This is a genomic window from Mycobacterium sp. RTGN6 (assembly GCF_033804605.1).
Classification (GTDB): Bacteria; Actinomycetota; Actinomycetes; order Mycobacteriales; family Mycobacteriaceae; genus Mycobacterium.
On record NZ_JAPZKZ010000004.1, the window covers coordinates 354,616 to 368,061 of the forward strand.

Annotated in this window: 10 protein-coding genes; 4 read left to right on the plus strand and 6 right to left on the minus strand. The window is 64.7% G+C overall.

Annotated features, from left to right (window positions below; genetic code table 11):
- Position 1: 1 nt before the first annotated feature.
- Positions 2-1,399, plus strand: coding sequence for a hypothetical protein (locus tag SLQ33_RS12580; RefSeq protein ID WP_319454164.1), 1,398 nt, complete (start codon positions 2-4; stop codon positions 1,397-1,399).
- A complete protein-coding gene (locus SLQ33_RS12585; protein WP_319454165.1) occupies positions 1,396-2,724 on the plus strand; it encodes a hypothetical protein in 1,329 nt (442 codons plus the stop codon). Before SLQ33_RS12580 ends, SLQ33_RS12585 begins: the two co-directional genes overlap by 4 nt.
- Here SLQ33_RS12585 and SLQ33_RS12590 read toward each other — a convergent pair.
- A complete protein-coding gene (locus tag SLQ33_RS12590) occupies positions 2,717-3,979 on the minus strand; it encodes a glycosyltransferase (protein WP_319454166.1) in 1,263 nt (420 codons plus the stop codon). The two genes, SLQ33_RS12585 and SLQ33_RS12590, sit on opposite strands and share 8 nt — an antisense overlap.
- A gap of 198 nt (positions 3,980-4,177) precedes the next feature.
- Here SLQ33_RS12590 and SLQ33_RS12595 point away from each other — a divergent pair, with 198 nt between their 5' ends.
- Entirely contained in the window at positions 4,178-7,360 is a 3,183-nt protein-coding gene (locus tag SLQ33_RS12595; protein WP_413467638.1) for an RND family transporter, read from the plus strand.
- Here SLQ33_RS12595 and SLQ33_RS12600 read toward each other — a convergent pair.
- The 4 genes from SLQ33_RS12600 to SLQ33_RS12615 form a co-directional block, all read right to left on the minus strand.
- Complete coding sequence (locus tag SLQ33_RS12600; protein WP_319454168.1) at positions 7,357-8,133, minus strand: glycosyltransferase family 2 protein; 777 nt, start codon at positions 8,131-8,133, stop codon at positions 7,357-7,359. The genes SLQ33_RS12595 and SLQ33_RS12600 overlap by 4 nt on opposite strands.
- Positions 8,134-8,250: 117 nt before the next feature.
- A complete protein-coding gene (locus tag SLQ33_RS12605) occupies positions 8,251-9,036 on the minus strand; it encodes an ABC transporter permease (RefSeq protein WP_319454169.1) in 786 nt (261 codons plus the stop codon).
- A complete protein-coding gene (locus SLQ33_RS12610; RefSeq protein WP_319454170.1) occupies positions 9,026-9,775 on the minus strand; it encodes an ABC transporter permease in 750 nt (249 codons plus the stop codon). The genes SLQ33_RS12605 and SLQ33_RS12610 overlap by 11 nt, the downstream gene beginning before the upstream one ends.
- Positions 9,772-10,701, minus strand: a complete 930-nt coding sequence (locus tag SLQ33_RS12615) for an ATP-binding cassette domain-containing protein (protein ID WP_319454171.1) — start codon at positions 10,699-10,701, stop codon at positions 9,772-9,774. The genes SLQ33_RS12610 and SLQ33_RS12615 overlap by 4 nt, the downstream gene beginning before the upstream one ends.
- Before the next feature lie 128 nt (positions 10,702-10,829).
- On the opposite strand from SLQ33_RS12615, the gene SLQ33_RS12620 reads away from it, so the two are divergent.
- Positions 10,830-11,549: a glycosyltransferase gene (locus tag SLQ33_RS12620; protein WP_319454172.1), complete on the plus strand. Its 720-nt coding sequence runs from the start codon at positions 10,830-10,832 to the stop codon at positions 11,547-11,549.
- Between the two features lie 21 nt (positions 11,550-11,570).
- Here the strand turns inward: SLQ33_RS12620 and SLQ33_RS12625 are convergent, their stop codons facing one another.
- On the minus strand, positions 11,571-13,307 hold the full coding sequence (locus tag SLQ33_RS12625) for an AMP-binding protein (protein ID WP_319454173.1): 1,737 nt from the start codon (positions 13,305-13,307) through the stop codon (positions 11,571-11,573).
- Positions 13,308-13,446: the final 139 nt, after the last annotated feature.

The window sequence follows — 13,446 nt, forward strand, 5'->3', positions numbered from 1 at the left end:
AATGGTGTCGATCGAGGCCCGTCCGTCGGCGGACCACCGGCTCGACTTCGTCGACCAGGCCATGTTTCTCGGATTGCGCGCAACCGGTCAGGCCGCGGTCACTCAGATCGCGTGGGTGTACGACCATCCCGTTGACATGGAGGAGGTCAGGCGCTTCCACCGTGACTTTGGCTACGGATTGGCTGGCCGGCTGATCGAGCCGTCCGCGTTGCCGTTCGGGCGGCATCGTTGGGTTGCGTCGCCGGGACCGGCGGCACCGCTCGCGATCGAGTCGAGTCCCCGTCCGCGCTCCGAACTCAGCGACTGGATCGACGAGCGCGCGCAACTCCCGATCGACCCGGAGTTCGGTCCGGGCTGGCACGCGGGCGTGCTCCCGATGACGGACGGCTCGACGGCGGTGACGCTGGTGATGTCGCACTTACTGTTCGACGGAGGTGCCGCACTGTCGACGATTCACGACGCGATCCGGGGGCACCGTCGCGACTTCGGCTATCCGCCGCCGCGTACGCGTACACGCAGGCAGGCGATGGCCGCCGACGCCCGACAGACACTTCGTGACGCACCCGAGCTGGGACGGACGCTGGTGGCTGCGGCCAAGTTCCTCATGAGTCATCGCAAGGACGGTTCGGCGCGCGATACCAAGGACCGCTCGAGCGCATCCCCGGCGCAGCCGACTGGACGGAGTGGCCGCCGGGCCGCCGACGACGAGGCAGTCGTCGTACCCGCCGTGTCCGCATTCATCGCTCTCGACGAGTGGGACGCGCGGGCCGAAGCGCTTGGGGGCAACAGTTATTCGCTGCTGGCCGGATTCGCGGCCAAACTCGCCGTGGACCAGGGCCGTGAACTCGTCGCCGACGGAACCGTCGGCCTGATCGTCCCGATCAACGACCGCGCCCCCGACGACACCCGGGCCAATGCCGTCGCGCTGGCTCAGGTCCGCGTCGACCCGAGGCTCATCACGACGGATCTGTCGTCGACCCGAGCGGTGGTCCGCGATGCGCTAAAGGCGGTGAAGGACGAGCCCGACGAGGCGATGCGCCTGCTGCCGCTGACGCCGTTCATCCCGAAGTTCGCGGTGCGGCGCGTCGCCGACCTGGCGATCGGTTTCGCCGAGCAGCCGGTGTCGTGCTCGAATTTGGGGGATCTGCCCATCGGAATCGCCTGCCTCGACGGCACTCCGGCCGAGCAGGTGTTTCTGCGCGGGGTGGACCGGCACATCACGCGCAGGGTGCTCGAGGAACGTCACGGCCTGCTGACGATCGTCTCCGGTCGGCTCGACGGAAAGGTCTCCATCGCGGTGATCGGCTATCAGCCGGGCGTTGAGAACACCAAGGAAGGCCTGCGAGCGCGCGTGGCAAGGGTGTTGGGCGAGTTCGACCTTCGCGGAGTAATCGTATGATCGACGATCTGCTGGAGTACATCGACCAAGCGACCTACCTGTCATGGAGGGCCACGGGTCGTGCCCAAGTGATGCAATGCATCTGGGTCTACCGAAATCCGGTGGACATGGAGGACCTGCACCGGTTTCACCGTGACTTCGGCTACGGCTTGGCCGGCCGGTTGATCGAGCCGTCGGTGCTGCCGTTCGGTCGGCATCGTTGGGTTGCGGCGAAGGGGCCGGCAGCGCCACTGGACGTCGACGAGGTCCGACCGCCGAGCGAACTCGGCGCGTGGATCGAAGCGCGTTCGCAACGTCCGGTCGACCCGGTGCACGGACCCGGGTGGCATCTGGGGGTGCTGCCGATGAGCGATGGGTCGAGCGCCATCACGCTCGTCATATCCCACTGCCTGGTCGATGGCGGCGGCGCGGCGCTCAGAGTGTTCGAGGCCGTGCACGGTGTGAAACCCGAGTTCGGCTACCGGCCTCCCGGATCACGGAAACGGTTGACCGCGTTGAGCGCCGACGCCAGGCAGGTGGCACGAGACCTCCCGGAGTTCGGCCGGACGGTGGCCAAGGCGGTGCGGTTCGCCGCACGCAGGCGCGCGGCGATCTCATCGTCACGAAGGGCACGGTCCCGCGCGGTTGAGGTGGCGGACGACCCGGTGACGATCCCGGCCGTATCGGCTGTCGTGGACGTCGAGGATTGGGACGCGCGAGCCGAAAGCCTTGGCGGTACTGGCTATTCGCTTTTCGCTGCGTTTTCGGCCAAGCTGGGCGAGCGCCTGGGACGTGTGTCCCAGTCCGACGGCACCGTGACCTTGTTGATCGCAGTGAGCGATCGCGGGCTGGACGATCGCCGCGCCAACGCAATGAAGATGGCAAACGCGACCATCGACCCCGCAACGGTTACCAGCGATCTCTCGGCCACCAGAACCGCGGTCAGAGCGGCGTTGTCGGCCGTGCGGGGCGTGCCCGACGAGACGCACGCGCTGCTTCCGATCACTCCGTTCGTCCCAAGGCGCGCCGTTCGAGGCACGGTCGACGTGGTCTTCGGAGAGCTGCCGGTGTCTTGCTCGAACCTCGGTGACGTGCCAATCGAGATCGCGCGCCTAGACGGCACGGACGCCGAGTACGTCGTATGCCGAGCGCTCGACCAGAACGTGACCCGCACCGCCGTCGAACGAGCCGGTGGCCAACTGGTGGTGGCAGCCGGTCGCGTCGTCGGCACGATGTCGATTGGCGTCGTCGGGTACCAGGTGGGCGCCGAGAATTCGCGGGAATGGCTGTCCGATCAGGTAATTCAGACCTTGGCGTACTTCGACCTCAAGGGAGTGATCATCTAGGCAGTGACTTCGACGTGCTACCGCGCCGGGCCGCCAATTCGAGCAGGTCGGCGGTTTGCGCTGTGCTCTTGGCGGGCGCCGTGATCCGCGCGGCCGCCTCCCGCGCCCGATTCCGATAGTCGGGTGTCAGGACCGTTCGCAGCGCCTTCGCCAGTGATTCCGGAGTGGACTTCGAGAATCGCTCCGCGGTACCGACTTTCAGGCGCTTGATTTGTGTGGCCCACACCGGCTGGTCGGCGCCGACCCACAGCACCACGGTCGGCACGCCGGCCCGCACACCCGCAGCGGTGGTGCCTGCCCCGCCATGGTGAACGACGGCCTCGCAGGCGGGAAACACCTTGGCGTGGTTGACCGTACCGACGAGTTTGACGTGATCGGCGTGGGGTACCGCGTCGACGTCCCAGACGCCCGCGCTGATCAAGGCCCGCTCACCGAGTTCGGCGCATACGGAGGTGATCATCGCGATGGCCTCGGCTGGCGACTCGACGGGCATGCTGCCGAAACCGAAGTAAATGGGCGGGGTTCCGGCGGCGATCCAGTCGTCGAGGTCGTCGTCGTCGGGGGTCGGAAGCTCCAGTGAGATCGAGCCGACCAGCGGCCGGGCTCCGTTCCACTCCTCGGCCAGGCCTGGAAAGAACAGTTCGTCATACGCCTGGATCTCGAGCGCACCACTTTCGACGATGCGACGTACCGATCGGACCCTGGCTTGCGGTAGTCCGAGCGCACGGCGCTGAGCGTCCTCGGGCTTCTTCAGGATCCGCCAGTGTACCCATTCCACCATCGACCAACCCCTGTGGAGCACGAGCCGGGGGAGCGGCACCGGCACCATGTGGCTGTTCGCGCGAAAGGGAAAGTAATGTAGCGCTGCAAGCGGAACGCGTTGCTGCTCAGCTACGTTGGCGGCGACCTCCTGGTACGTGGTACCAGTAAGGATCAAGTCGGCACCGATCGCCAGCGACGCCAACGTCTCGCTCATCTCGGCCCAACCCTGAGTCATGTACTCACGGCCGCGGCGCATTGCGGTCATCGGATTCTGCAGCTTCCAGAAGTCACGAAAGATGTCCGCATCCAACTGCTTCTGGGAATCCACGCCATAGTCCAGTGGACGCGCCAGGCCCGCTGACTCGACGAACTGGATGAGGTTGGGCGGCACCGCCATGAGCACATGATGTCCGCGGCGCACCAGTTCGAGCGCGACGGCCGTGCACGGTTCGACATCGCCCCTGGTGCCGTGCACGGCGACGGCGAACGTCATCGGCGCGGACCCGGAACCAGGCGCGTCGGCAACGTCGTCGAAATTCGCCGATTGGACTGAAACATCGTTGTTTCGAGGCGTTTTCCCGGCTTTTGTATCGACCACACCCGATTACAACACGTTCGCCAATCGCGTGCGTCGACGAGTAGCGGGTCCGTCGTCGCGGGGCCGCGCACGGGTTTGCGGGTGTAGCCTCGGATGGTGTTCAGACGCGCCGAAATCCGTGGTGCATCTGTTCACCACGTGTTCGAGTCGCTGGGCCGGCTGGTGGTTCGGCACCCCATCGCGGTCATCGCGGCCTGGTTGGCACTGACCGCGGTACTGTTCCTGACGATTGCTCCGCTGGCGGTCGTCGCGCAGCGCAATCCGCCCGACTTCCTGCCGTCCGACTCGCCGGTACTGGTTGCGGGCCAACACATGAAGGAAGCGTTCAAGGAGGCCGACGGGGGCAATCTCGCAGTCGTCGTGTTGACGAACGAGAACGGCTTGACTCCGGCCGACGAGGACACCTACCGACACCTGGTGAGCCAGCTGCGGGCTGACCCCACCAACGTCATCTCCACGCAGGACTTCGTGTCCATCCCCGAGCTCCGCCAGGTCATGCAGAGCAAGGACGGCAAGGCCTGGACGCTTCCCGTCAACATGGCCGGGACGATGGGCACCGCTTCCGGACAGGAGGCATACCGAAACGCACTCGAGACGGTTCACGCGGCGACCAAGGGGTCTGCGCTGAGCGTCGACGTGGTTGGCGCCGCGGCGACGTTCGACGACTTGAACGACATCGGCGTCCGGGATCAGCACGTCATCGAGACGGCCACGGTCGTCACGGTATTCGTCATCCTGGTGATCGTCTATCGCAGTCTGGTCGCGATGTTGCTTCCGTTGCTCACCATCGGCGTGTCGATGGGCGTGGCACAGCAGGTGGTCGCGGGCCTCGGTGAGTTGGGAATCTCTCTGGGACCCCAGACCATGATGCTGATGACCGGCATGCTCATGGGTGCGGGCACCGATTACGCCGTATTCCTATTCAGTCGTTATCAGGAATGTCTACGCAGCGGGATGAGCTCCGACGACGCCGTGATCAAGTCACTGACGACCATTGGCGAGGTCATCACGGGATCGGCGGCGACAGTGGCGCTGACGTTCCTCGGCCTGTCGTTCGCGACACTGGGGGCGTTCCTGACGGTCGGTCCGTCGCTGGCGGTTACCATCGCCATCGCGCTCTTCGGAGCGCTGACGTTTTTGCCGTCGCTCATGGTGCTCACCGGGCGGCGCGGGTGGATCAAACCTCGCAAGGACCTCACCGGCAGATTCTGGCGACGGTCGGCCACGCACATCGTGCGCAGACCGGTCAGCCACCTTGCCGCCAGTCTGGTGATCCTGCTGGCGTTGGCCGGCTGCGCGGGCCTGGCGAAGTACAGCTACGACGATCGGCAGAACCTGCCGGCGGACGCCCCGAGCAACCTCGGGTACAACGCGATGGTGCGGCACTTTCCGATCAGCAGCACGATGCAGCAGTTCGTCCAGGTGTACGTGCCCGACACGGACCTGCGGTCGCCGAAGGCGTTGGCGGACCTTGAGCAGATGGCGCAGCGCATCAGTCAGGTGCGGGGCATCGACATGGTGCGCGGCATCACACGACCGACCGGCGCGATGTTGCAGGAGGCGAAGTCCACGTATCAGGCCGGCGAGGTCGGCTCCAAACTGGCCGACGCATCGGGCCAGATCGCCAACAACGAAGGCAACCTGAACCTGCTCAGTGGCGGGGCGCATCAGATGGCCGATGTGCTAGGCCAGATCAGGACGCAGGTCATCGACTCCATCGGATCCGTTCGCGGTCTGATGAGTGCGCTCACGGACATGCAGGCCAAGTTCGGCGGCCAGGCCACGTTGGACGAGATCGACAAGACCGCGAACCTGGTCGCCAACATGAACTCGGTTGGCGATGCACTCGGTGACAACCTCGACCAGGTCACCGAGGTCTACCGGTCATCATCATCGCTGCTGTCTGCGCTCAATGGCAGTCCGGTATGCAACCTCGACCCCGCCTGCGTGACGTCGCGCAACGAATTGCAGCGCACGGTCAACCAGTACAACCCGACGACCATGAACTACTTCATTGCGCTCGCTGCGGCGTTGCGGGAGACGAAGGGCACCGCGACGCTCGATCAAACCTTGCGCAGCGTCGGAAAGAGTCTGGACACGGCGGTCGACGCCGCTCGAGAGCTTGGCGTCGACGATCCGAAAGCGATGGATCAGCGCATCGACGAAGTCCGCACCGGAGTGAACACGTTGGCGGACTCGAGCCAACAGCTGGCCGACGGCGTCCAGATACTGGTGGATCAGACCAGGAACATGGGCAGTGGCCTCGACCAGGCGTCGGGTTTCCTGCTGGCGATGAGGCGTGACGCCTCCGACCCGCCGATGTCCGGCTTCTACATCCCGCCGCAGATCCTTACCCAGCAGGAGTTCAAGAAGGCCGCGAAGCTGTTCGTCTCCGACGACGGCCACACCGTCCGGTACCTCGTCCAGACCGCACTCAACCCGTTCGGCGTCGATGCGATGGATCAGGTCGACGACATCATCGCCGCCGCCGACAGCGCAAGGCCCAACACCACGCTGGCCAATGCGCAGATCTCGATGGTCGGCTTCTCGCCAGTGCAAAGCGACATCCGCAACTACTACAACGCCGACCTCCGCTACATCATCCTGATGACGCTCGTTGTCGTGTTCCTGATCCTGGCGGTCATTCTGCGCGCGGTGGTGGCGCCGATCTATCTCATGCTGTCGGTGGTGCTTTCGTTCGTGTCCGCGTTGGGCATCGGCGTGGTGTTCTTCCAATTCGTGCTCGGCCAGGAATTGTCGTGGAGCGTGCCGGGCATGGCGTTCCTCGTGCTGGTCGCAGTCGGTGCGGACTACAACCTGCTGCTGATCTCGCGAATACGCGACGAGGCGAAGCTGGGGGTGCGGTCGGCGGTGATCAAGACGGTCGGTGCCACCGGCGGGGTGATCACCTCTGCCGGCTTGATCTTCGCGGCGTCGATGCTCGCGCTGACGGTGAGCAGCCTGGCCACCGCCGTGCAGATGGGTTTCGTGATCGGCGTTGGCCTGCTGCTGGACACGTTCATCGTGCGCACCATCACGGTGCCCGCGACCGCCGCTCTGCTGGGTGACGCGAACTGGTGGCCGTCGAAGACGCCGCGCCAAGTGCTCGAAACGGCACGCCGGAGCCGCGCCGCAGCGGCGGCAGACGCGGAGTTCGCGGAATGCAAGCTGGACGAGGATCCCGAGGACGCCGACATGACGTGCCCATACGAAGTTGCCGTGCACAAGGCCAGCCTGGTGGCCACGATCTGGCGCGGTGGATCAGGTGATCGCTAGTTGCCGTTCGCGTCTGGTAGCGGTCGACGCACGGGGATGGTCTTCTTCAAGGCGCGGAAGGTGTTTCGGCCGTGGATTCGCTTCATCGCCTTGGTGCAGTCTCGGTTCGCCCTGATGACGTAGCGATGTTTACCGAAGGCCGCGCTCGCGCTTGACTTGCTCCGATGGTTGAGGAACGAACGTTCGGTGACGTAGACGCCGAAGCCCGCTTCGCTCACCCGGAACGCCAGATCGATGTCCGCCCCCCACGCGAACCTGCCGAACGAACGCTCGTCGAGCCCACCGACGCGCTCCCAGGCCGCCGACGAAAGCAACATCGCGGTGCCGTCCACCATCGGCACCTCCCGGAAGCAATCCGCCGGCCGGTACTCACTTGCGGCACCCTCGAAGTCCGAAACTTGTGTGGGCCACCAACTGTCGTCATATGTCGGTCCGATGATCCCCGCATCGTCCGGCAGTCTCGGGTCGAGCAGTCCAGCGAAGAAGCCGGGGGACAGCCGGGTGTCATTGTTCAAGGTCAAGCCATACCGGTATCCGCGAGTGAACGCAATCCGAAAACCCATGTTGGAGGCCGCCGCCCAACCGATGTTGGAGCCCGGCTTGATCACCCATTCGTCACCGATCTTCTTGTAGCTTCCGCCGTTGTCGATGATCAACAGGTCGACGAGGTCATTCTCCGCCGCGACGTCCGGTAGCACTCCATGAGTCAGGGAGTCGGATCCGAATGCCGGAATGGTGACTAAACACTGCTTCGTCGTCGAAATCTCAAACACCCCCACGATAATTCGAATCCGTATTTCTCACTAGCAAACTACCCTGTATTCAGTGTCACCACAGCATCTTTGGGCAATTCACGCGCATTGAATAATTCACGTTTGGGTAAATCGCGTTCAGGATTGGGCCGCACTTCGATAACTCCGTATCGCTGCGCTGCCCACTACGGCACCGAGCACCGCGATCCACGCGAACGTCGCAAGCAGAGGTCCGACGGCGAAGCCGCCGCGGGCCAGCGTCCGCATCGCTTCGACGGTGGGCGACATCGGCTGAATGCGAATGACCAACTGCAGCCAGGACGGAATCAGATTCATCGGAACCACTGCAGAACTGCAGAACACCGCACCGAGCGACACCGTGCTCAACCACGTCAACAGCGTGCGGTTCTGGTATCGCAACGCCACGAACACGACGATCGTCGCGTAGACGACCACCCAGAGCACCGGCAGCACGACGAAGAGGATGGCGGCCGCCACACCGCCGTGAAAGCGCAAGCCGAGGAGCAACCCCACGGCGATGATCAGCAGTGTGGCGCCCAGCGTTCGCGCTGCCTCTGCCAGCAGAATTCCGGTCAGGGCACTGGCCCGATGTATTGGCTGAACCCAGAAGCGGCTGATGAGGCCGCTGTCACGTTCGGCGGGGATGGACAACCCGGCCGCCAGCGCACCGGAGAACCCTCCAGCAAGGGCACACATCGAGACGACGACGTCGAGACTGTCGCCTCCCGTGAGCCGGGTCAAGGACTTGCCGACGAGTAGGTCGTAGACGATCAGCAGAATGGTTGGGAACAGCAAGGATTGGAGCGGAACCGTCGGACTGCGGCGCCACTGTTTGAGCAGCCTGCCCGCGAGGACGGTGCTTTCCGCCGCTAGCGAGGTGCGCGGCGGTGGATTAATGCTCATCAGACCTCTGTTGGCTCCTGACTGCCATCGCCCCGAGCACGACCAGAAGGCCTAGACACCAGGCCAGGCTGACGGCGAGGTTCGGGCCGGACACGTGCCCGACGGCGAATCCTCGCAATGTCTCGGTGATCTGCGAGATGGGTTGGTACTGAACGAAGGGATGCAGCCAGCCGGGAAAGGAGTCGACGGGGGCCATCCCGGTCGACAACAGCACGAGGAGAAGTTGGGGGATGAGCAATAGTTGGCTTGACGTGTCGACGCGCTTGGCGCGCGCACCCGTAGCTTCCGCGCCCAAGGACAAGGCCAGCGTCAACGTCAGCGACATTGCGGCGAAGGCCAATCCGTAGCCGAATCCGCCGTCCATGCGAAACCCGAAGAAGTGTGCCACTCCGATCGCTGCAACCAGGGCGAGCACCCCGCGCAGCAGGCAGTAAAGAATTCGCGCCAGCAGTGGCGCGTACACCGAAATCGGAAGGGTGCGCAGGCGTGTTCCGAAGGCAGAGGAGTGTTCGGTGGCGGCGCGGTCTGTGGTGTTGAGCGCACCGAACAGCATCGCCTGCACCACCACGGCAGGAAGCACGTACTGCGGGTAACTCATGCCCCCCGTATCGATGACGCTCCGCAGCGCGACGGTGAAGCCCACGAAGGTGAGCATCGGCGCCAGCACGGCGAAAGCGATGTCCTGGTCGCGGTATCCGCTGCGGACGACTCGCTCGGTGAGCGCGAGAACGGCGGTCATACCGTGAGGGTGGGACCGGTGAGGTGCAGGAACACCTCGTCGAGGGATGGCTTCCGCAACGAGATGTCGATGAGTTCAACCCCGGCTTCGTCCAGCCGGCGGAGCACTTCGCTGAGCGTCGCCGCCCCGTGTGGAGCAGGCACCGACACCGTGTTCCCATCGGCGTCGACCTCTACTTCGGCGTAGTCGCCGACCACCGCCACGACGCGCGAAAGGTCTTCGGGGTGAAGCGGTGTCACTTGGCAATAGCTAAACCCCATCCGTCGTTTGAGGTCTTCGGACGTACCCGTGGCGATGACTCGGCCTGCGTCGAGAATCACGATCGAGTCACTGAGCACGTCGGCTTCTTCGAGGTACTGCGTGGTGAGCAGGACCGTGACGTCCTGGGCGGCCAGCTCCGCCACCAGCGCCCACACGTCGCGCCGGCTTCGCGGGTCCAGTCCGGTCGTTGGCTCGTCGAGGAATAGCACCTTGGGCGGGACGACGAGTGACACGGCGATGTCGATGCGGCGCCGCATGCCGCCGGAATAGGTACTCACCTGGCGGTCGGCGGCGTACTCGAGGTCGAAGTGCGCGATGAGTTCGGCTGCGCGCAAACGCGCTTGCCTGCGCCCCATGCCGCGCAGTCGCGCGAACAGCACCAGATTCTCCCGACCGGTCATGGTGGAGTCCAGCGCGGCATCCTGTCCGGTCACGCCGATACTCGCCCGGACGTGGTCGGGTTGTTCGACGACGTCGAATCCGGCGACCTGCGCCCGGCCGGCGGTGGGCACGAGCAAGGTGGAGAGGATCTTGACGACTGTGGTCTTGCCCGCGCCGTTGTGGCCAAGCAGCCCGCAGACCGAGCCGGTCGGAACGGAAAAACTGACGTCCCGCAATGCGGGCATGGGCCCGAACGACTTCGCGATGCCGTCGACTTCGATCACGCTGCACACCTTGCCGTTCGTAGCGCGCTAGGATCAATTCTGGTCGCGCCGTTGTTGTTTCGGCCACGCGCGTCAATTACGGGAATGCCGCCAACGATGACCGCGAAGGCGAAAGGCTTGGTACGAGGATGATTTCGTTCGTCATTCCGACGCTGAACGAGGCGAAGACCATCGAACAGACGCTGAAGACCTTGGCGGAGTACTCCGGTGAACACGAAGTGATCGTCTCCGACGGGAACAGCCACGATGGGACCATCGAGCTGTGCCGCCAGTACGCCGATCACGTCCTCGTCTACGACGAGCCCGCCAGGCAGACCATCGCCATGGCGCGGAACATGGGAGCGGCCGCGGCGAAGGGCGACTACCTGGTCTTCGTCGACGCCGACGTGGTGATTCCAGACATCGACGCGTTCTTCGCTACCGCGCGCGAGGTATTCCGCAAACGCCCCGGTCTCGTTGCCATCACCGTCAACTATCGCGTGTTCCCGGAGTTGGCCACACTCGCCGACCGCTACGTCTTCACCATGCTGGGTCTGCAGTTCTTCCTGCAGAACAACGTGTTTCGGATCGGGGCGGCCGGAGGCGAGTTCCAGATGATCACCGGGGAGGCCTTTTGGAAGGTGGGTGGCTTCGACGAACGACTGGCCGCCGCCGAGGACATGGACCTCTTCCGACGGCTGTCCAAGATCGGTCGTACGCGATTCGTCAACGACATCACGGTGTTCCATACCGGACGTCGAGCACATGAGGTGGGCTGGCCGCGGTTGCTGTGGAGTTGGTTCGCCAACTCGGCGACGGTGTTCCTGTTCAGGAGGTCCGTCAGCAAGGTGTGGAAGGAGATCCGCTGAGGGGGGTGGCGTCATCTGGGGTCAGGCATCCAATCGGATGAACTCGCCCTGTCGGTACCGCTCCGCGCACGCTTGTCGTCGGATCTTGCCGCTGGTTGTGATCGGGATCGCGCCCTGTGCCACCAGTACCAGGTCTGCGGCGCTGATGCCGTGCGCCTGCGAGATCGCCGACGTGACAGCACTCTTGACGTCGTTGAGCTTCGCCCGCGTCGCTTCCTCGGTCGCACGGGGCTTCACCTCGACGATCGCAACCAGCTGTTCGGTGGTGTCGTCCTCGACCGAGATGGCGGCGACGCGGCCACCTGACACCGCCCCTACGGTGGCTTCGATGTCGTCGGGGTAGTGGTTGCGCCCGCGAACGATGAGGAGATCCTTGATGCGGCCGATGATGAACAGCTCACCGTCGTCGGTGAATCCGAGATCACCTGTGCGCAGCCAATTGTCGTTCGACGTCCCGTCGGTCGGATGGGCGATCACGCCGCGGAAGGTGTGCTCGGTCTCGTCGGGTTTGTTCCAGTAGCCGCGGCACACGTTGTCACCCTGCACCCATATCTCACCGATGGTCCCCGCAGGCGTCTCGAGTCGGGTGTCCGGGTCGACGATGCGGACTCGCGGTGAGTCAGGCGTGCCATAGCTGATCAGTGACGTTCCGACAGTGGTGCGTTTCGCCACGCCTGCGGTCAACTTCTCAGGGTCGAAGGTCACGACCGACGGCGCTTCGCCTGGTTCGTGCGTCGCGACGTAGAGCGTGGCCTCGGCGAGGCCGAAGGAAGGGCGAATGACCTTGGGTTGGAAACCGACGTCGGTGAACCGCTGAGTGAATCGTCGCACCGAAACGGGTTGGACGCGTTCGGCACCGCAGACGATTGCCACGACGTCGCCGAGGTCGAGGCCGGCGAGGTCGTCGTCGGTCGTTCGCGACGCGGCGAGGTCGAGCGCGAAGTTCGGTGCCGCGGTCAGCGCGTGGGGCCTGCGGGCCAGCTGTTGGATCCAACGGGCCGGCCGCGCAAGGAAGGCGAGGGGGGTCATCACGACCGAGTGCCACCCGCCCAGGATCGGCGCGCAGATGCCAAGAATCAGACCCATGTCGTGGTAGAAGGGCAGCCAAGACACCAGCGTCGTCCCGGGCGGCCCAACCCGTCCGTACTCGCTGAGCAATGCCGAAACCTGCTGCTCGAAGTTCGCGAGCAGGTTGCGCTGCGACACCATGACCCCGGCCGGCGTACGGGTCGACCCGGAGGTGTATTGCAGATAGGCAGTCTCGGGTGGTGTTTCGCGCCGCGACCGCGAAGAGCGGCCGACGCGGACGGTGAGATCGAGTTGGTCGATCTCGAGCACTGTCGGGGCGGACGCACCGTCCGCGGCCTTGGCGTAGCGGAGCACCTCGCCCGCCATCGCCGACGTCGTGAGGATGACGGTGGGAGTGCAATCCTTCAGCACCGCCGCGGCGCGCTCGTCGTGGGCACCCGGGGTGGGGGTGGACAGTGGCACGGCGATGAGGTTCGCCTGGAACGCGGCGAGGAATCCGAGGATGTACCACATACTCTGGGGCGCCATGATGACGACGCGATCGCCGATCTCCGCGTGCTGCCGAAGCTCGGCCGCCAGGGTGGTTACCCGCTGGTTGAGTTGACCCCAGGTCAGCGTCTCCTCGACGCCGTCGGGGTCGACGTCGTAGTCGATGAAGGTGAACGCGGAATCGTTCGGTTGCAGGCTCGCCCGCTCACGAAGGATCGCGGGAATTGGCGAGTCCAGCATGGACAACCCTTTCTGCAAGCGAGTGAAGCGACGTGTGGGTCAGCTTAGGGAATTGGACCACGCGATGCGCACCTTACCGAAATGGACTACGGCGCAGCCTGTTACGTACGTGTCACATCGGTCGCCGACTGGACGCGAG

Excerpts from the sequence above, each read along its gene's own strand:
- SLQ33_RS12590 (WP_319454166.1), bottom strand. The coding sequence starts at position 3,979 with ATGACGTTCGCCGTCGCCGTGCACGGCACCAGGGGCGATGTCGAACCG.
- SLQ33_RS12595 (WP_413467638.1), top strand. The coding sequence starts at position 4,178 with ATGGTGTTCAGACGCGCCGAAATCCGTGGTGCATCTGTTCACCACGTG.
- SLQ33_RS12585 (WP_319454165.1), top strand. The coding sequence starts at position 1,396 with ATGATCGACGATCTGCTGGAGTACATCGACCAAGCGACCTACCTGTCA.
- SLQ33_RS12625 (WP_319454173.1), bottom strand. The coding sequence starts at position 13,307 with ATGCTGGACTCGCCAATTCCCGCGATCCTTCGTGAGCGGGCGAGCCTG.
- SLQ33_RS12580 (WP_319454164.1), top strand. The coding sequence starts at position 2 with ATGGTGTCGATCGAGGCCCGTCCGTCGGCGGACCACCGGCTCGACTTC.
- SLQ33_RS12605 (WP_319454169.1), bottom strand. The coding sequence starts at position 9,036 with ATGAGCATTAATCCACCGCCGCGCACCTCGCTAGCGGCGGAAAGCACC.
- SLQ33_RS12620 (WP_319454172.1), top strand. The coding sequence starts at position 10,830 with ATGATTTCGTTCGTCATTCCGACGCTGAACGAGGCGAAGACCATCGAA.
- SLQ33_RS12610 (WP_319454170.1), bottom strand. The coding sequence starts at position 9,775 with ATGACCGCCGTTCTCGCGCTCACCGAGCGAGTCGTCCGCAGCGGATAC.